The organism is Caldicellulosiruptor acetigenus, from assembly GCF_026914305.1.
GTDB classification, from domain to species: Bacteria; Bacillota; Thermoanaerobacteria; order Caldicellulosiruptorales; family Caldicellulosiruptoraceae; genus Caldicellulosiruptor; species Caldicellulosiruptor acetigenus.
Map to the genome: position 1 here is coordinate 1,789,440 of NZ_CP113866.1, position 20,471 is coordinate 1,809,910.

Consider the following 20,471-nt stretch of genomic DNA (forward strand, 5'->3'; position numbering starts at 1 on the left):
GTGGATGTAGCCCCTTTTGTTTTGATTGAGAAATATTATTATAACTTTTTAATACAAATTTTGTTATTTTATATCATCAATTTTATACTCCTTTATTCCACTGTCACTTCTAATCTGAATAGAATTATCAGTAAACGTCATTGCTCCAGTTTCTTTGTCCCATTTTACTCTTTTATTTATTACAATCTTTTCATCTTTAACTTTGCCTATATTAAGCTTCACTTCATCTTCAGCATTTATATCTTTCGTGTAGAATGCAATATCATTATTTTCAGATATATAAGGACCTTTGAGAATACTTTCACTATCAGATGTTTCAAAAATGACCTGGTCATTTTTATAAATCTTTTCTCTGCCTTTCAGATTTAAAAAATGTGGTTTCGGCAAAGCATAATAAATATTTTCTTTCCGACTATCCCAAGCAAATCCTATCCCATAATACTCTTTTACTTTTTGTAATTTATTTGCATCAAGCAAACAATAGACATCCAAGCTTGGATTAATATAAAAGCTTCACTTTGAAATCACATCATAACTTACAATACCGCCTTTTATCTGAAATAATAGTTCAATCTTTTTATTTCTTAGTCTATAAATATTGGTGTCAAAAATTTTATTAGGTATAAATGACTGATAGTTTCTGTCAATAAAATAAATTGTTTTATCATTTCCATATATCGGCCAATAGGCATTAATATCTTTGGGCACATCATTAACAATCTCCAACTTTCCAGTATTAAGGTCAAGAATAACCGGTTTTGATCTAAATGGGTCAATAATAGAAGAATAATCCCCAAATTCTCGATATTCTGGTTCTCCCTGTGCAAACATGTATTTATCATTTGAAATAAAGAAACCTGGTGAGTTGCATAAACCTGTATTTCCAGAAAATTCTCTTACAGTTCCGCTTTTTAAGTTTACAGCCATTAGATATACATATGGTGGAGATGCCGATGAGGAGGTGCTAATTACAACCCACTTATTATCGTTGCTTATGGCAGTAGAAAATATCAATCTATAATCTTGTGTCAAGGGTAAATTACCTATTTTTTCAGAGATAATCTTTTTCTTTGTATTATTCTGCAAATCAATCAAAACAAACGATGTAGCTGAATAGTTTTCCTTATTGTTATTTTCCCCACACACTATATATCTGCTATCACACGAAAGAGACGGCCAGCAAAATTTACCTTCTGCTATACGTGCCAATATGAAAGGAGATTTTTTCTCATTACCCTGTTTTTTCTGATATTTCAATACATACAGTGCTTTTTCAGTGGCTATTACAAATTCTTCTTTTTCCTTGTTTACATTAATAAACTCAACCCTCTCATTTAGGTCCTGCCTACATACTTCTTTTTTGGTTTTATAATCAACCAGAATTATTTCTTTGAAATTTTGTGTATAAGCTACATAATTTTTTCCCCATGCAAAAAATCGACGTGGAAAAAGCGTAAAATTCTTGTCAATCTCAGCATCAGTTGTTTTGAATTTGAACAACAAATCGTCATTTCCACGGCTGTCAACTAGTCTTCCCTCAAACTCTCTACCATATAACACATTTCGATTTTTGTTATTTAATACTTTTACATATCCAATTTTTTCAATGCCTAATTGAAAATATGCATACAAAAATCCAAGTAAAACTATTGCAAATAATATCAGCCCAGCAAAAAGAAGCTTTTTTATAGTAACTTTGTTATTTGACTTCATTATTCACATCCTTTCTCTTTTTTGATATAAAATTTAATTAAATTTTACTTTAATACTAATCTATTTAATACGTTTGCAATAAATTTGCTTAAAATCTTAAACCTAATAATTTAAACTTAAAAAATATGAAAATCCTCCCTTGTGGTCAATTAAATATATAAACACAAAAGAGGCATCATTTTTATGCATAATGCAAATTAACAAAAAAATATATTTAATTTGTCACAAAAAGACATTTGTATGCACCATATGAACCTTCTACATCAGACTTGCTTCGTGCACGATGGATAACTCGATCATAACCTCCAGTTGTGCTCTCATATACTATATAGTTGCCATAAGCATCCCTTTGATAAAATAGCATAGCATGACCACTGTTACATAAAGCGTCTCCTTTTTGCAAAGCAATGAAACTGATTTTACTGCAATATTTCATTATGTCATAAGTACTCCATCTACCAGACATCCCCCAGCATTTACTAACAAAACCTGCACAATCGACCCCAGTTGTTCCATCCAAATATGAACTAGTATTAGTATAAACATTTCCTGCAGCATAACCATCCTTAATTTTCTGTTCAAACTCTGATAGAGAGTGTCCTCCACCCCAACAATATGGCACCTGATAATAGTAAGTATTATACGATGTTATAAAACTTGGTCTTCGCCACAAATTAGAATTTGCGGCCTTTGAACCATCATAATTTTGTTTTGAACAATACCATTTGTAATTATTGTATTGGAAAGCAGTTGACATTATTTGGTCTCTCGTTATACTTGAAGCACTTACAGTATATTTAGTTTGCTCCGTAAATTGTATTGTTTCGTTTTTGCTCTCGATTAAATTTACTCTACTTTCTACAGATTCTGTGTACTTCATATATTGTGCACTTGTCATCCATGAATCCACTTTTAATACATACACATTCTTTTCACACGGCAACAATACAAAGATATCATCGCCTTCAAGAACCGCATCACTCATTGGGAAATAATATTTACCATCTGGAATCTTAACAAGTCCTTCAATATTCTTTGTTTTTGAATTTAACTTGACTATCCATTCACCGTAATCGTTAGTTATCTTCCAGAATTGAATAAAACCTCTCTTACCAATATAATCATAAGCACAATCTTCATTAACAAGCCATCTTGGAAATTCAAAAGCTTCACTTGCATCTACGCTCGCTTTACAAGCAGAAGCTTTTACTTCACTCACGCTTCCATCAGACGAAAATACTCCTTCTCTTTCTTCTGCTACATACAACTTACTTTTGTTGATATCTTTAGCTAAAAAACATGTTGTCATTTTGTCTCCAGAAAGCACAACAAATGGACCTTTATCATTTACCTCAAACTCCTACCTATTTTATTTTGCATCCCTTCATGAGCGCCCATGAGAGGTTGATGCCATTGTAAGCTATAACCTCTTAAGAAATAATTTTAATCATATACAGGTTTAATACCAAATAGCAAATCAACCTGTTGGTATATAAACTATATTATTTTGATAAGACAATGTATAAATTGTTATATCTATTAATATCCACCTTACTATCTTTGCCTAAATTCTACATTGGTAATTTTATTTTGTCAAACGCGTTTTTTACTTCTTCTAATCAATTTTTTAGCATTTTTCAGCTATAAGCTCTCTCTTTCTTTAAATATCTCTAAATCTCTTAAATTTTCTTACACTTCCATGTAAATAAAAAGCTGCCACCTTTTCTGGTAGCAGCTTTCTTATTTTTTCGAAGTTCTTTTTTAGATTATATCTTTTTTCTTCTTATCAAAGAATAATACAAAATTTGTTATTTTATATCATCAATTTTATACTCTTTTATTCCACTGTCACTTCTAATCTGAATAGAATTATCAGTAAACGTCATTGCTCCAGTTTCTTTGTCCCATTTTACTCTTTTATTTATTACAATCTTTTCATCTTTAACTTTGCCTATATTAAGCTTCACTTCATCTTCAGCATTTATATCTTTCGTGTAGAATGCAATATCATTATTTTCAGATATATAAGGACCTTTGAGAATACTTTCACTATCAGATGTTTCAAAAATGACCTGGTCATTTTTATAAATCTTTTCTCTGCCTTTCAGATTTAAAAAATGTGGTTTCGGCAAAGCATAATAAATATTTTCTTTCCGACTATCCCAAGCAAATCCTATCCCATAATACTCTTTTACTTTTTGTAATTTATTTGCATCAAGCAAACAATAGACATCCAAGCTTGGATTAACATGAGCGTAAAATCCAATCATACTGTTGTTGAGCCACTCTAAACCATTTACAGATGAAAAAGTAATATTTTCTAAACGAATTTTCTTTATTTCTTTTGTTTTAAGTTCTAAAATACCTATACTTTCATTGTTTATGTCAGAGATATAATAGGCGACTCTTGTTTTATCTGGCGATAATACTGGAAAAGATTTTTTGTCACTGTCAGTTGTCATTTTCTCATCGTTAAAATAAATCTGATTATCTTGAATTGTTATACTTCCTTCCTGTGGGAACATACCTTTGACGTATTTTTCTCCTTCCTTAAATCCATTAAGAAAATCTCCCTTGACTAAAATACCTATTGCTACTGAAACCAAAATTACCACTGTCGTAAATATAACAGTTGTTTTCCTTTTCATAAAATTCTCTCCCTTAACCACATACCGGGAAATTTTTGTTTTTTACTTCGAAGTTTTTCTATCAGCCTTTTTAAAGATTCTTTTCTAAAATCAAAAGAGTCTTTAAAAATGTCTAATCTGTGACCATTAATTATAACTACATGATTATTTATCCATTTAACATCAGCTTTATCTTCCGGGTAGTTCCAGTATATGTTTCTAATTTTTAAGCCATTTTTATAACACAGCTCTCCTCTAACTCCATATGCTGTTGTTGCACCGCCGTTGATTAAGTAAAATTTAATTTTATATTTCCCATCGGGGGATAAAGATTCCTTTAAAAATTCGCCATGTGGAAGTCTGTTTATATCAAAAAATAGCCAGTAGACAAAAAAAGAAAATAATAATATGAGCATTAATATTGTCTTCAGTAATTTGATTAATATTCTTTTAAAAGAACCTTTGTTTACTTTAGCTGAACCATTAGATTTATAAACCCTGCTCATACCATGATATCCCTTTCCTAATTGCTTCTTGATCTTTCGGATCATCAAAATAGCTTTTATAGTAAGAGATATCCCATGTTCCAGATAATATTTGAACAAGTCCAGCAGCTGAACATAAAACTTCTGCTGGAAGAGGTAATGATCTACCTGTATATCCATAATGAATATTACCAATATCTTCTCCATGAATATACTCTATCTTACCATTAACAACAATTTTATATAATTTATTCCATCCATATATTCTTTTGTAATCCCAATCACCACCTTCTCTTACTTTAGATGTCCAATATGCAACTTTTGCAGAATATGCTAAAACAGGATTCCCACTAACTATTAATATTGATAAATAAATACTGTTCAATTCATTTACATTAGCTCTGCACATTTCTATCAAATATACACGCTCTGGCTCATCTGGATCACGCTGAATAACAATTGAATTTTTATTGCTTTTTACACTTTTATTTTTTAGTTGGATATTTTCAGAAAGCTGTATACTAAAATCATCTTTTACTTCTATAATCCCTTCCTCTATAGCTAAGTTAAGGTATTTTATGCATTCTTTATACTTTAATATTAAATTATCGTCTTTGACTATATCTTTTATTGATTCATTGACAGTAATACTTCCATCATCATTAATCTTTAAATAATTTTTGGGATTTTTTAGTATAAGACTATTAATGTCGAACAAACTTGCTATCAATTTACTATCTTGCAATGTATAGTTGCCGACTACTTTATATTTTTCATCTTCAGCATATGATAAAGAGAAGTTAAATACATTAAATATAAATACAAAAATCGTCATGATACTTAAAAAAGCTACCTTCTTTTTACGGTTTTTCATATTCCTATTCCACCTACCTATTTTATTTTGCATCCCTTCATGAGCGCCCATGAGCGGTTGATGCCATTGTAAGTTGAAATCTTTTAAGTTACGGAAAAACAAATAAACATATAATAGTAGCAGACATAAACTTGTTGCAATATTTTCTTTTAATATTTCCTGGTATACCATCCTATTTGCATATAATCTATCTTATTCGCGAAAGGATATATGCAAATTTCTATACTTATTAATATCATCCTTGGTATTTTCACCTTAATTTTACTTTATTAATTTTTATCCTGTCAAACTTTTTTTTTTAGTTAATTTTAAGCAATTTTTTGCTATCAGCTTTCTCTTTCTTCAAATATCTCTAAATTTCTTCAATTTTCTCACATTTTTATGCAAATAAAAAGCTGCTCCCTTCCCTTGGAAGCAGCTTTTTAATTTTTTCAAAGATGCTTTTTTAGACTATATCCCTTTTTATCCTCATCAAACTATTATACAAAAACGGTAGCAGGAAAAACGCAAGCAAAACAAGACCTATCACAACGCAGATGGAAACCTGCATGAGTGTCAAAATCCCAGATGGCAGCATTGCCGCAAATGTGCCGGCTAAAATTATCACTGCAGATGTTACTACATGTCCTATATTTGCTGAGGTAAGCCTGAGTGCCTCATTTATCTCCAAGTCTTTATATTCATAAAACCTTATCAGCAAGAATACACTGTAGTCTATTCCAAGAGCTAAGAACACAACAAAGGTGAAAAATGGCACGCTCCAGTTGAGTGCTTCGTACTTGAAAATGCCTTTGAAAATCATCTCTGTGATAGAGAGTGCAAGGTAGTAGTCGGCAAAAACTATTATTACCATTACTATAGCATTGAACATTGACCTTGAAATAATGAACATGAGAATAAATATGCTTATTATCATTATTAGTCTTAAAGTCTTGAAATCCTTAAAATAAATGCTTCTCAAATCGTGGTTGCTTGATGATATTCCTCCAACTCCCCATGAAACAAATTTAGTGTCTACAAACTCTAAAGAATTTTTCAAAACTTTTTCCACGTTGTCAACAACATCAATTGCTTTGTTTGTATATGGGTTTGTGTCAAGAATCAAGATTATCTTTGTTATTGTTCTATCTTTATTCATATATGAATCTAAAGCCTTTTTGAAGCTACTACTTTTTATAGCCTCTGGTGGAACATAAAAGATGTTTGTTGTCTTGTATCCTTCAAAATAACTCTTCATACTCTGCATAGAATTTGCCATCTTGTTAAGTGCATCAGAAATCTGCAAAAGTCCTGATTTTAAACTTGTAAACCCAGTCTGAAGTTCATCCACTTTTTTTAGAATCTGTTCTTTTTGTTTGTCAAACTCCTGAAGCTTTGAATACATAAGATTTACGCCTGAGATTATTTGCTTTTGACCTTTGTCAATTTGATTGTAGCCACTTAGAACCTTACCTTGAGCATCTGCAAGCTGTTTTGAAGCTGAGGCTATGCTATCAATGGAAGTTGAAATAAGCTTTAGAGCCTTGTCAGCTTCATTTATCTGGGCTGAAATCTTCTCATATTCAGATGAAAACTCTTTTAACTTTGGAGCAAGCTTATTAGTTTCAGTTTCAATTCTTGATAGAATTTCAGAGGCCATAATATAATTGATATCCTTTGAGATTTCTGGATACTTATTTGAAAGTGCTTTTAAATTGTTATTAGCAGTATTAATACCTGTCAATAAAAGTTCAATTTGATTTACATCAAATCCCTGTAATTCTCCTTTTACTTTGTTTATTGACTTTGTATATTCAGAGTAGAATTCTTTAAAACCTTCAGACAGTTTGCTGCTTCCACTTGAAAGCTTATTAAGACCATCATATATCTTCTTCGAACCATTTAAACCCTGTTCAAATCCACCATTTAGCTTTTCTAAAGCAATTTTCAATTCATATACGCTATTCTCAAGCTGTGAAATGCCACTTACAAGTTTTTGAACATCAAATTCTTTTGTTGACACATTTAAATTTTTGTTTATAGTATCAATTACATTGTTTACTTTCAAAAGGCCATCTTTCAAACTATCAATACCTTTTATAACAGTATCTGCTTGGTCTGACAAAGTAAATTGTTTTATAATCTCTCCTTGAGGTCTTGTAGCTGAATACACATCTTTTATGCCTTTTTGCCTGCTCAATATCTCAGTTATTTTTTCAATGTCAGACAGTGCATCTGAAGTTGCCAGGTTCTTATTAGCTTTTAAATAAATCGTAACAGGAAATGTTTTTCCGCTGCTAAAGTTCTTTGAAATTATATTAAATCCTTTTACAGATTTATACTTTTCAGAAAGCTCATTTAGTGTGTTGAATGACAAATCGCCTCTGACTGATAAGAGAAAAGGTATTAAGATTAAAATAACTGTTGTCAACACCACATAAGGATATTTAGTTGAAAGTCTTGCAGCAGCTTCCCAGAGTCTGCTATGGGTGTGCTGTATTTCTTTATTAAATGGCCAGAGAAGATTTTTACCAAAAATTTTGAGCACTGCTGGAACCAAGGTTAAAAGCACAAGCAAAAGGACAAGTACACTTACTGCAATTGCTGACATGGCTCTGAAAAAGTTAAAAGATGCTGCTGCAAAAGCCGCAAACCCTGTAAAAACTGCAAGACAGCTAAATATCACTGTTTTCCCTGCCGTTTTAAATGTCGTAAGTATCGCATCGTCAACATCTTTTCCATTTGCAAGCTCTTCTCTAAACCTTGAAATAATCAAAAGGTTATAGTCTGTACCAATTCCAAACAAAGATACAACTATAAATGTTCTTGTGAAAGTATTGATTGGAAAATTAAACTTATCTGCCAAGTGTCCAACTATGCTAAGTGAGATTAAAAACGAAACACCAACTGTTAAAAGTGAAACAATTGGGGTGACAGGTGATCGAAATACAAGAATCAAAACAACTATGATAAACACTATTGTAATAACATCTGTCTTTTTAACACCATCTTCAGATGCTTTTACAAAGTCCTGGGTAATTAAATCTCCACCTGTAAGATATACTTCAAGACTCTTTGGCTTTTGAGTCGAGTTTATCAGTCTATATATATCATCTCTTATCTCAATAATTTCTCTCTTTGTTTTATCTGCTTGAATGCTTGCAATGATAACCTTGTTGTTACTTGATACATAGTAGTTTTTTAGTTCGGGATTTTTGAAATGAGTTGAAATGCTTTGAATATTGTATTTTTCTTTGTTTTTTTCAAGTTCATCAATTATCTTTTTTGCTGCTGTAATATCATCTTTTGTTAACCCACTCTTATTATAAAAGACCATAGCTATTGTTGAAAGTTTTTTATCTTTTGGTGCACCTTGAAACTCTTTTTCTAATACAGCAGCAACTTGAGAAGGATAAGTTTGCCCAATTTTGGGTTCACCTTTTAGTCTTACTATCTTGTTAATATCAGGCATTGTAATTAAAAATACAGCTGTTAAAATTGCCCATATTGTAACACTTATCCATGGTCGCTCTAAAACCTGTTTCACACACCTCACCTCTTTGAAAAAATTACACAAGTTATTCTACCACATATATTAGCCAATCGTCAATGACTAAAAGTCAATTTAATAACTAAAAATAAAGCTTTTGCAAAGGAAAAACCCTTTACAAAAGCTTTATCTTCACAAATTTGAGTTTCCCAACTTGTAAGACATCTCCGTTTTGAAGTTCAATGTCAAGGTCATTTACTTTCTCACCGTTGAGTTTAACAGCACCGCTTTTTATAAGCCTCATTCCCTCACTCGTAGAGGAGCAAAGTTTATTTTCTACCATAAACCTTGGCAGGTAAACCTTGGAGCTCTCAAGCTCAACCTCTGGAATGTTATCTGGTATGTCTTTTTTCTGGAACACTTTTATAAATTCCTCTTCAGCTTTCAGCGCCGCCTCCTCGCCATGGTAAAGCTTTACTATCTCTCTTGCAAGTCTCATCTTTGCATCCCTTGGATGCAAAGTTCCTTCTTCAAGCTTTCTTTTTATCTCCTCAATCTCTTCAGGCTCTAAATCGGTTGTCAGTTCATAGTACGAAATCATAATCTCATCAGGGATTGACATCACTTTTCCATACATTACATTTGGCGGTTCGTTAATTCCAATATAGTTTCCAAGGCTTTTGCTCATCTTGTTGACTCCGTCTGTTCCAACCAAGATGGGCATCAAAAGTGCAACTTGGATTGTTTTGCATCCATACTCCTTTTGCAGCGTCCTTCCCATCAATATATTGAATTTTTGCTCGGTTGCACCAAGCTCAACATCAGCTTCAATCACAACAGAGTCATAACCTTGCATAAGTGGATAGAAAAATTCATGGATAGAAAGTGGAAGGTTCTTTTCCATTCTCTGTCTGAAAGTTTCCCTTTCAAGCATTCTTGCAACTGTGTATTTTGATGCAAGGTTTATTACATCTAAAAAGTTCATGGGTTCAAGCCATTCACTGTTATATCTTATTGTGGTCTTTTGCGGGTCAAGAATCTTTAAAATCTGCTGTTTGAAAGGCTCTGCATTTTTTTGGACCTCTTCTTTTGTAAGCTGTTTTCTTGTCTCCGACTTTCCTGTCGGGTCACCAATCATTGCAGTAAAATCACCAATTATCAAGATTATATTGTGTCCAAGGTCCTGAAGCTGTTTAAGTTTCCTTAAAACAACAGCATGCCCAAGATGAACGTCTGGCACGTTCGGGTCAAGACCAAGTTTTATGTTTAATGGTCTGTCTTGCTTTAGCTTTTCAACAAGCTCCTCTTCTGTAATTATCTCAGCAGCACCTTTTTTAAAAACCTTCAATTGATGTTCGATATCCATCTTAAAGCTTCTTCCCCTTTCTGTAGTTTTTCAAATTCCAAATTTTTCTCTTACCATTTTAACAATCAAACCTACTTCTTCTACCTTCAAAAGGTATATAAGCCCTGCATATATTCCCATTCCAAGCAAAATACTTGCCGAGGTATAAATGGCAAAGTATTTAAATGGCATTGTTAAATAAATAAATTTTTGTTTAAATGCATATACAAAGACGCCCATTACTAAGCTTGCAACAAGCGCCTTTACAAACACACCTGCAATCCTTTTCCAGCCAATTGAACCAAGTTTTTTTCTAAGAGAAATAAACAATAAAACTGCTGCAATGTAGTTCGCCGAAGCAAATGCCATAGCAGCACCGGTGTGCTTGAACTTATGAATAAATATTATGTCAAGTATAATATTGGAAACAATAGCAATGACACCGTTTTTTACAGCTGTTTTTGAATCCTTCAAAACATACAAAGTCCTATTTAACATATCCCTAAGACCAAGGCCTACAAAACCCAAACAGTAAAACATAAGTGGTGAGGCTGTAAGCAAGGTAGACTCAATGGTAAAATTTCCTCTCTGGTAAATGAGTCTTGTTATCTCCTTCGATAGAATTATTCCACCTATGGCAAACGGCATCATCATCAGAATAATCGAGTTTACAGCAGAAACAAAGAACTTTCTAAAATTCTCTTTATCTCCTTTTGCCTGCAGATTAGAGAGGGTTGAAAAAGCTAAAACAGAAATTGAGGATGAAAAAACTCCAACCACCACATCGTTCAGCTTCCCTGCATATGCAACAGCCGCAACAGCACCGGTTGATGTCCCTGTCAAAAGGTATCTATCAATGAATGTGTAAAGCTGAGCCATGCTGCTGCTTATGAAAACCGGGAAAGAAAATTTTATCATCTTTTTTATGTTTTCATCCTTCAGCCCGACCACAGGATAAAATTTAAAGCCATATTTCTTTGAGTTATTAAGCTGGTAAACCAAGCTCCAAAAATACCCGACAACAAATCCTACTGCCACTATATATATATCAAATTTCTTGAACGGTTCAAAGTATGATAAAAATATCGCGACAAAAATTGAGAGATTAAAAGGAATGCTTGATAGTACTGGCTTTGTAAAGTTCCCATTTGCTTGCAAAAAACCCTGAAGTATGTTTGCTGAACTTGTAAATATTATCATAAAGATTGTGATTTTTAAAATTCTTGACGCATACATTATCTGGAGTTCTTTACTCTGGTGCACTTGAAGCATAATAAGTTGTTTTGAGAAGATAAAGCCAAAGATTGCAACAATGCTTGATGCAAGAAGCAATGTATTTATCACACTGTTTGTAAATTTTATTCCCTCATCCTCGCCTTTTTTTTCACGTATATCTGTGTAAAACGGTATAAATGAGGTTGAAAAAGCAGCAAAAATAGAAGCAAAAAGGATGTTCGGAAGCTGCAGTGCAAGGGGGAAAGCATCTGCCTTTACGCTTGTACCAAACCTTGCACCAAATACTACCTCTCTTATAAATCCTATTAGTTTTGTAAAGACTGTTACAACAAAAAGCTGCAATGCTATTTTTGTTGCCTTTTTATACTGCAATTCTTGTCCTTCCTTTCATGGCTTAAAAAGATTTCTAAACACTCTCTTTCAAAAACTTCTCTATGCTCTTTACCTCTTTTACAAGAGCCTCTTCATCAAGTGTAAAAAGCTTTCCATTCATGTAAAGTATCTGACCATCCACTATTGTAGCATACACATTCGAAGGATTGCTACTGTAAACAACATTTGAAATCGGATTGTAACATGGCAGCATGTTAAAATCATTTGCTTTCAGCAGTACTATATCAGCGCAAAAACCTTCCTGAAGAACGCCTGTCTTGTTTATACCTGCTGCTATGGCTGCATTTACTGTTGCCATCTTTAGAATCTGCTGTGCATTCAAAATATCTGATAACCTATACATTCCCTTTTCAAGCAAAGATGCTATGTGCATCTCTTCAAGCATATTCAAGTTATTGTTGCTTGCTGCAGAATCTGTGCCAATGGCAACATTTACACCAGACTTTATCATATTTTGCACAGGTGCAAAGCCATTGCCAAGCTTGAGATTGCTTGTCGGGTTGTAAACACAAGATACATTTTTCTCTGCCATAATTTCGATATCCTCATCATCGACATACACGCAGTGTGCTGCTATACAAATTGTATCAAAAAGCCCTGCCTGATTGCATAGTTTTACAGGTGACATGTCATATTTTTCATAACATCCATTAACTTCATTTTCTGACTCACTAAGATGTATCATCACACCTGTTTTAAACTCCTGTGCAAGCTGTGCAACTTTTTCTAAAAGCTCATATGAACATGTATAAACCGAATGTGGGCCGAAAAACACTTTTATCTTGTCACTTGAATAATTATAAATCAGCTCTTTTGTCTCATCAAGTCTAAGATCTTCTTTTTCATCTGTCTGAAGTCCTCGTGATAAAACTGCCTTTATACCTGTTTGCTGGACAGCTTTTGCTGTCATATCTTCATGAAAATACATGTCAAAAAACATTGTTGTGCCACTTTTGAGCATCTCTGCAATACCAAGAAGAGAAGAAAAATAAATCATCTCTTTCGTGAGCTTTTCTTCTGCCGGGAAAATCTTTTCAAATAACCACTCGTACAAAGGCAAATCATCTGCAAAAGAACGCAAAACTGTTTGACCACAGTGTGTATGGGCATTTATAAGTCCCGGCATGGCTATTAAATCTTTTCCTTCAATGACTTTAACACAAGCTTGCTCATAAATAGATAGCTCTATATTTTCTGCTATCCTTGCAATCTTGCCACTCTTGATAAGAATATCACCCTTTAGAACCTCATTTTGTGCATTACAAGTAATAATTGTAGCATTTTTAATCAATATATCCATTTTACTTACACTTCCCAACTTTCAAGGTATTTTTCCTGCTCAGGTGTGAGCCTGTCTATTTCAATCCCAAGAGACCTTAATTTAACCTCAGCAACAAACCTGTCAATTTCCTCTGGAACGTTATACACTCTCTTTTCCAATTTTTTATGATTTTGGACAACGTATATACTTGACAGTGCTTGAATTGCAAATGACATATCCATAATCTCAATTGGATGTCCATCTGCTGCTGCAAGGTTGACAAGCCTTCCCTCTGCTATTACAAAAACCTCTTTGCCATTTTCAAGAAGATACCCCTGGATATTTTTTCTTGCCTCGTACTTTTTGACTGCCTTTTTCTCAAGCGTAGTAATATCAATCTCAACATTAAAATGCCCACTGTTGCACAAGATTGCTCCATCTTTCATTTGCAAAATATGTTCATACCTTATCACATCCTTACACCCTGTTGCAGTAACAAATATATCCCCAATCTTTGCAGCATCTTGCATCCTCATTACCTCAAACCCGTCCATATACGCTTCTAAAGCCTTGATTGGGTCAACCTCGCTAACTATCACTTTTGCACCAAGTCCCTGGGCTCTTTTAGCAATTCCCTTGCCGCAAAAACCATATCCCGCAACAACCACATACTTACCTGCAACTGTTATATTTGTGGTTCTCATTATCCCATCCCAAGTAGACTGACCAGTTCCAATTCGATTGTCAAAAAGATGTTTGCAATAAGCATTGTTGACTGCAATCATAGGGAATTTGAGCTTGCCTTCCCTTTCAAGGGCTCTGAGCCTTATTACCCCTGTTGTTGTCTCTTCACAGCCACCAATTATTCTATTTCCCAAATCTTCTCGCTTGGTATGAAGAAGATACGTCAAATCTCCGCCATCATCAATGATTAGGTCTATATCATTTTCAAGAGTTTTCTCAAGATGATTAAAATATTCGGATGAATCCACACCTCTTATTGCAAACACCTCAATGCCCTCATGAACAAGAGCGCTGGCAACATCATCTTGAGTAGATAAAGGATTGGACCCTGTTACAAATACATTGCTACCTAAGTCTTTCAAAAGCAAGGCAAGATTTGCCGTCTTTGCCTCAAGATGAACAGAAATTGCTACGTTAAAGCCTTTGAGTGGTTTTCTATCCTCATACTCTTTTCTTATCTGATTCAAAATAGGCATAAACCTTTTTGCCCAGTTAATTTTTTTGAGCCCATCTTCCCACAAAGAATAATCTTTGATAATTGACAACAGCATCACACCCTTTTTTGATTTTATAGTTATTTTACTTATCTATTTTTCTCCAAATCTTTGAACTTTGTATGTTTGTCCAAGAAAAGAAGCTCAATTGTACCAGTGGGTCCATTTCTGTGCTTTGCAATTATAAGCTCTGCTATGTGTTTTTTGTCAGTGTCAGGATTGTAATACTCATCCCTGTACAAAAACGCAACAATGTCAGCATCCTGCTCGATTGCCCCACTTTCGCGAAGGTCAGAGAGAATCGGTCTGTGGTCAGCCCTTGTTTCAGGTGCACGGGATAGCTGTGAAAGAGCAAGTACTGGGACATTTAGTTCTCTTGCCAAGGCTTTTAATGACCTTGAAATCTCGGCAATCTCCTGCTGTTTGCTTTCAAACCTGCCACGAGCAGTCATAAGCTGCAAATAGTCAACCATCACAAGACCAAGCCCTTTTTCTTTGAGCTTGAGCCTTCTACACTTTGCCCTCATCTCAGAAACTGTTATGGCAGGCGTGTCGTCAATATAAATTGGAGCGTTTGACAAAAGTGCTAAAGCCTTTGCAAACTTTTTCCACTCTTCATCCTCTAAGTTGCCAGTTCTAAGCTTATGGCTGTCTATCATTGCTTCTGAGCAAATCATACGGGTTACAAGCTGTTCCTTTGACATCTCAAGACTGAAAATAGCAACAGGCACACCAGCTCTCAAAGCTGCGTGCTGGACAATGTTTAGCGCAAAACTTGTCTTGCCCATTGCAGGTCTTGCTGCGATAAGTATCAGGTCTGATGGCTGAAGACCTGCTGTCATTCTGTCAAACTCAGCAAATCCTGTGGGCACACCTATGATATGTGATTTTCTGAGATACAACTCTTCTATCTTGTTGTATGTTTCAATTAATATCTCTTTTAAATGAGAAAAATCTTTTGAATTTTTGTGAGAAATCACATTGAAGATTGTCTTTTCAGCAAAATCAACAATGTCTTCAACTCTTTCTGTCTGGCTCTTGCACTTTTCAATAATCTTCATTGAAGAGTTTATGAGCTTTCTAAGTAGCGATTTTTCTTCAACAATCTTTGCATAATATGTAGCATTTGCAGTGGTCGGAGTATTTATCACAAGGCTTGTCAGATACTCATTTCCTCCAATCGCATCGAATGTTCCTCTCTCTCTCAGTCTTTCAGCTACAGTTATGACATCCACCGGTTTGCCCTCTTCAAAAAGGTCCATTATAGCAGCAAAAATCTCTTTAAGCTGTGGCGTTGAAAAATCTTCTTCTGTCAAAATCTCTGCAACATCAGAAATTACCTCGCGGCTCAAAAGCATTGCACCTACAACCGCTTCTTCTGCTTCGCGGCTTTCGGGCATCTGACCCTGGTTTTGAACAATGTCGGGCTCCATCTTTTACTCACTTCCTCAAATCTACTTAGCTTGCTGTCACATGAACTTTAAGCTTTGCCACAACTCCCTGATATAGTCTAATAACAACATCATAGCTTCCGATAAGCTTTATAGGGTCATCAAGCTCTATTTTCTTCTTGTCAATGTCAAACCCAAGCTGCTTTTTTATCTCATCAGCAATCTCTTTGTTTGTTATAGAACCAAAAAGCTTTCCATTTTCACCTGCTTTTGCTTTTATAATAATCTGGCTCTTTTCAAGCTTACTTGCCAAATCCTTTGCAGCTTGCAATTCTTTTTCCTTTTTCTTCTGTTCAGCCTCTTTCTTTTCTTTTATATGCTTTTCTAACCCTTCTGTTGCCGGTAGAGCAATCTTTCTTGGAATTAAATAGTTTCTGGCATACCCATCGTTTACTTCAACTATTGAATCTTTCTTCCCAAGTCCTTTTACATCTTGCAAAAGTACAACCTTCATCTTAGAATACACACTCCTTTTTGTTTCAATTTAGATGTTTCTGTTTTCGTTAATATATTCTTGAATGGCCTTTAAAAGAACCTCTTTTGCCTCTTCAATGCTTCTGTTTTCAAGCCTTGCTCCTGCTGTCTCTAAATGACCTCCACCGCCAATTTTTTCTAATATAACCTGAACATTTATCTTTCCATTCGACCGGCCGCTTATTAGCACACTGTTTTCTATTTTGCACACAACAAAAGAAGCGTCAATCCCTTTTATGTTCAAAAGCTCATCTGCCACCTTTGCTATTATAACATTATCCCGGCACACTTGTGAATAATCAACCACAAGCGCAATATTGCTATAAATGATTTCCAGGTTCGAAATGAGCTGACTTTTTAAAATATAGCTTTCCAAGTCTTCTTTTAAGTACTCTTTAATAGCTTCCGGCATAGCATCATTCTCTCTGAGGTACGTTGCAACCTCAAAAGTCCTCACACCAACATTTTTTGTAAATCCTCTTGTGTCAATCATTATGCCCGCCAATAGTATCTCTGCCTCAAATTTTTTCAGTTTTATCCCTTCATAGCTCAAAAGCTCTGCAACAAGTTCAGATACAGATGAAGCGTATGTTTCTGAATAGCAAATGAGAGCCTGTTCTATCCAGTCGGCAGGCCTTCTGTGATGGTCAATTACAATTATCTTTTCAAACTCCAAAATCATGTTTGGAATATCGATGTAACTTGTTCTTTGAGTGTCTACCACAAACAAAAGAGAGGTTTTTGTTTTCATCTTCAAAGCTTTTTGCTGGTCAATTATTATATTCTGATATTGAGGATCATCAAGTAGCATCTGAAGAAAGTTTTTAATCGTAGGATTGTAAGAATTAATTACAATGTACACTTCCTTACCCAAATTTAGGCACAACTTACTCAAACCCACAGCTGCACCCAGACAGTCAAGGTCAAAATACTGATGGCCAATAATAAATATCTTATCAGAATGTTTCACAATCTCTTTTATTGTCTGTGCCATAACACGTGAGCGCACCTTTGAACGCTTTTCGTGTTCTTTTGTTTTACCTCCAAAAAATTCAAATTTACCATCATGAAATATTACAAACTGGTCACCGCCGCGGCTGAGTGCCATGTCAAGAGCTGTTTTTGCATCCTTTTGTGCCTGGAATATAGAGTCTTGCCTTATGCCAATACCGCAGCTTATGGTAGGAATTATCTTATTGTACAAATTTACTTCTTTTATCTGCTCCAAAATATTAAATCTTCTTTCCTGCATCTTGTAAAAGGCTTCTTTATTGCATATAAAAAAGTACTTGTCCCGTTCATACTTCATTAAAAACACATCTGACCTTATTTGATTGTAAAACCAATCAGTGATACGTTTTTCTATCTCAGAAACAATAGAAGATTTAGATACCTCCGGTGCTGAATTCAGAACATCTTCATAGTTGTCAATGGTCAAATAACCAAAAACAACATTTTGTATTTCATATTTCTTTTGAAGAAGAACAAAATCAGTAACATCAACAAAGTAAAATAGGTTCAAAAACCTCTTCTCGTTCTTCCCTTCCTCCACCTCAACAATGGTTACCAAAACATCAAAGAAAGCACTTTCATATTCAAACTTTTCAATCTTATTTTTTCCCTCCAAAACGGCTGAATAAAGCTCAGGAAGCTCATCTTTGAGATTTTTGCCTATCAATTTTTTGTTCTTTACTGTATTTAGAAATTTATGATTGTACCATATTATATCCCCATTGTACTCTGAAATAAGAATCGGAAATGGAAACTTCAAGAGTGTATCTTTTGATGCTGTGTCTATGTTAAGAGTGAGAGTTTCTATATATTCTAAAAGCTGTTTGTTCTTTTTTCTGTTGAGCCTCAAATTGTAAATGGCAAGTAGAACAATCAGTGAAAGACAAATTAAGCCAATCTTGATATCAAAATATAGGATTATAAAATCAAAAAGTAAAGAAAGTATAAAACCTGCCTGGGAGACAGAAAAGTCAAATCTTAAGTGAGACTTTTTATCTTTCACAATTCCACCCTCTTTGGTTTGCGTTTTTTAAAATCAAGTATAAGGTCCAGAAAACCTATAAATATCATTAAAATTAAAAATTGCATACCGAATATGATTAAAACTGTAAAAAGCCAGCCTCTAATAAATTGTGAATTAATCTTTTCTTCTATCACCGCATATATCAAAGAAAGTGACTGAATAAACAAAAGCAATAAAAGGATTATTATCATATTGCTCACAACAACATAAAAAGCACCAACGGTTGTTGGAAATAGAGAAAGAATAAAGAATACTACAACTCCAACTGTAACTTCTTTGGGCATAAATAGCTTTGAAAAAGGTAAAAACTCCTTCTGAATTCCAACTTTGTTTGCAACAAATTTAGCAATATAATATCCAAAAAGCGCAAATACGATTGCTTCAACAATTACAAATCCAGGCATCATGAGTTTAAAAAATTCAACTAACCTATCTGAGAGATTGTCGTCACCAATTACTCTAAAATAACTTTCAAACATCCCCTTTAAAAGAGAAAGAACTTGGGCAACTTCATCTTTCTTATAAAGAACCTTTATAGCTTTTATAACAAGCACCTGGTAGAGCAAAAATCCTGCTGTCAGCGTTGCAAAATCCATAACAGTGGTCTTTGAAATTTGCAAAAGCAAAAATACGCATATGGGCAAGATAAATGTAATTAAGAGAAAAAGAAAATTAATTGGAGATTTACCAATAATCATAAGAATTAGAACAGAAATGGCATATGATATAACCATCCTTTTTATAAAATCCTCTTTTACTGCTACAACATAAAGAGGAAAACCTACCAAAGCCAAAATGGGATTAAACTGAAGTAAAAATAAAATAACTTGAAAAACTCCAAAAGCAATTAAAATAAACCCTTCTTTTAAAAGTTTATTGTTCATCTATCTTTCACATCCATCCTCAATTTATTATCATCTCATTTATCTGGACAAACAACAGAATAGGAACCTAAAAGCTTAAAAAATGTAGATTTTCGTTGAACCACCTTTAGTGCATCACTCACATCTTCTTCATCCACAAATCCATCTATATCAACAAAAAACACATACTCACCAAGATTGGTCTTTGCCGGTCGTGACTCTATCTTTGTCAAATTTAAGTCATAAAGATTAAAAATAGCCAAAATCTTGTAAAGACTTCCTGGCTTATCATAGGTTGAGAAGATAATTGATGTCTTATTTTTCTCGCCCTTTTCAAAGTTAGCATTCTTGTTTATAATAAAAAACCTTGTGTAATTGTTATCGTGGTTTATTGGCCCAGCCAAGATTTTAAGATTATTTTGCCGTGCTGCAAAAGATGAACAAATTGCAGCGTCTACTTCACCTTCTGCACACATCCTTGCAGCATATGATGTACTGCTAACTTGTATCAGTTTTGCCTGTTTAAAATTCTTTCTCAAATAGTCATGGCACTGAGAAAACGCCTGCGGATGTGAGGCAATTGTTAAAATTTGTTCTTTCTCTTCTCTTGCGCAAAGATAATGCTCTACTTTCAAAACTATCTCTTTTACTATATAAACCTGGGATTTTAACAGATAATCAAGGGTTGTTGAGACGCTTCCTTCAATGGAGTTTTCAACAGGAACAACTCCAAACTCAGCTCTATTTTCTTCAATGGTCTCAAACACATCATCTATAGTCTCGCATGCGATAAGTTTTTCTCTTTCTTTGCCAAAAAATCTTCTTGCAGCTTCATATGAATATGAACCAATAGGACCTAAATATGCAACCTTCACCTTTTCACCTCATAACCTGCTTTTTATATATTTTAACATTGATTGTGAAAGTATAAAAGACAAACATATCAAAAAGGCTCCCCGCCTAAAATTTACTTTAAACTTTTCAGGCAGAGAGCCTTTTTGCTTTTG

The 20,471-nt window shown here is 34.0% G+C and carries 16 protein-coding genes; all 16 read right to left on the minus strand.

The genetic code is table 11. The annotated features are described in order from the left end of the window. Positions 1–63: 63 nt before the first annotated feature. The 16 genes from OTK01_RS08955 to pheA all read right to left on the minus strand — a co-directional run bounded on the left by OTK01_RS08955 (position 64) and on the right by pheA (position 20,339). Positions 64–477: a hypothetical protein gene (locus OTK01_RS08955; RefSeq protein WP_269011592.1), complete on the minus strand. Its 414-nt coding sequence runs from the start codon at positions 475–477 to the stop codon at positions 64–66. A gap of 36 nt (positions 478–513) precedes the next feature. Further along, a complete protein-coding gene (locus OTK01_RS08960) occupies positions 514–1,713 on the minus strand; it encodes a hypothetical protein (RefSeq protein ID WP_029229270.1) in 1,200 nt (399 codons plus the stop codon). A 214-nt stretch (positions 1,714–1,927) separates the two neighbouring features. After that, complete coding sequence (locus OTK01_RS08965) at positions 1,928–3,040, minus strand: NlpC/P60 family protein (RefSeq protein ID WP_029229271.1); 1,113 nt, start codon at positions 3,038–3,040, stop codon at positions 1,928–1,930. 481 nt (positions 3,041–3,521) lie between these two features. Next, complete coding sequence (locus OTK01_RS08970) at positions 3,522–4,361, minus strand: hypothetical protein (protein ID WP_269011593.1); 840 nt, start codon at positions 4,359–4,361, stop codon at positions 3,522–3,524. Continuing rightward, positions 4,358–4,846: a DUF5412 domain-containing protein gene (locus tag OTK01_RS08975; protein ID WP_014042706.1), complete on the minus strand. Its 489-nt coding sequence runs from the start codon at positions 4,844–4,846 to the stop codon at positions 4,358–4,360. Before OTK01_RS08975 ends, OTK01_RS08970 begins: the two co-directional genes overlap by 4 nt. Further along, positions 4,830–5,699, minus strand: a complete 870-nt coding sequence (locus tag OTK01_RS08980; protein WP_029228715.1) for a polymorphic toxin type 44 domain-containing protein — start codon at positions 5,697–5,699, stop codon at positions 4,830–4,832. The genes OTK01_RS08975 and OTK01_RS08980 overlap by 17 nt, the downstream gene beginning before the upstream one ends. 445 nt (positions 5,700–6,144) lie before the next feature. Then, positions 6,145–9,225, minus strand: a complete 3,081-nt coding sequence (locus OTK01_RS08985) for an MMPL family transporter (protein ID WP_029228716.1) — start codon at positions 9,223–9,225, stop codon at positions 6,145–6,147. 118 nt (positions 9,226–9,343) lie between these two features. Then, entirely contained in the window at positions 9,344–10,534 is a 1,191-nt protein-coding gene (gene tyrS, locus OTK01_RS08990; RefSeq protein ID WP_013430705.1) for a tyrosine--tRNA ligase, read from the minus strand. Positions 10,535–10,564: 30 nt separating this feature from the next. Beyond that, positions 10,565–12,121 (minus strand): murein biosynthesis integral membrane protein MurJ, encoded by a 1,557-nt coding sequence (murJ, locus tag OTK01_RS08995; RefSeq protein ID WP_029228717.1) that lies wholly within the window; start codon positions 12,119–12,121, stop codon positions 10,565–10,567. 34 nt (positions 12,122–12,155) lie between these two features. Further along, positions 12,156–13,442 carry an amidohydrolase gene (locus tag OTK01_RS09000; protein ID WP_029228718.1) on the minus strand — a complete coding sequence of 429 codons (1,287 nt, stop codon included), beginning with the start codon at positions 13,440–13,442 and terminating at the stop codon, positions 12,156–12,158. 5 nt (positions 13,443–13,447) lie between these two features. Further along, positions 13,448–14,698 carry an adenosylhomocysteinase gene (locus OTK01_RS09005; RefSeq protein ID WP_029228719.1) on the minus strand — a complete coding sequence of 417 codons (1,251 nt, stop codon included), beginning with the start codon at positions 14,696–14,698 and terminating at the stop codon, positions 13,448–13,450. A gap of 32 nt (positions 14,699–14,730) precedes the next feature. Next, a complete protein-coding gene (gene dnaB / locus OTK01_RS09010; protein ID WP_029228720.1) occupies positions 14,731–16,074 on the minus strand; it encodes a replicative DNA helicase in 1,344 nt (447 codons plus the stop codon). A gap of 25 nt (positions 16,075–16,099) precedes the next feature. After that, complete coding sequence (gene rplI / locus OTK01_RS09015; protein WP_013432019.1) at positions 16,100–16,546, minus strand: 50S ribosomal protein L9; 447 nt, start codon at positions 16,544–16,546, stop codon at positions 16,100–16,102. Positions 16,547–16,576: 30 nt separating this feature from the next. Further along, positions 16,577–18,580 (minus strand): DHH family phosphoesterase, encoded by a 2,004-nt coding sequence (locus tag OTK01_RS09020; RefSeq protein WP_029228721.1) that lies wholly within the window; start codon positions 18,578–18,580, stop codon positions 16,577–16,579. After that, positions 18,577–19,485: a DUF2232 domain-containing protein gene (locus OTK01_RS09025; protein ID WP_029228722.1), complete on the minus strand. Its 909-nt coding sequence runs from the start codon at positions 19,483–19,485 to the stop codon at positions 18,577–18,579. Before OTK01_RS09025 ends, OTK01_RS09020 begins: the two co-directional genes overlap by 4 nt. Positions 19,486–19,520: 35 nt before the next feature. Further along, entirely contained in the window at positions 19,521–20,339 is an 819-nt protein-coding gene (pheA, locus tag OTK01_RS09030; protein ID WP_029228723.1) for a prephenate dehydratase, read from the minus strand. Positions 20,340–20,471 lie beyond the last annotated feature (132 nt).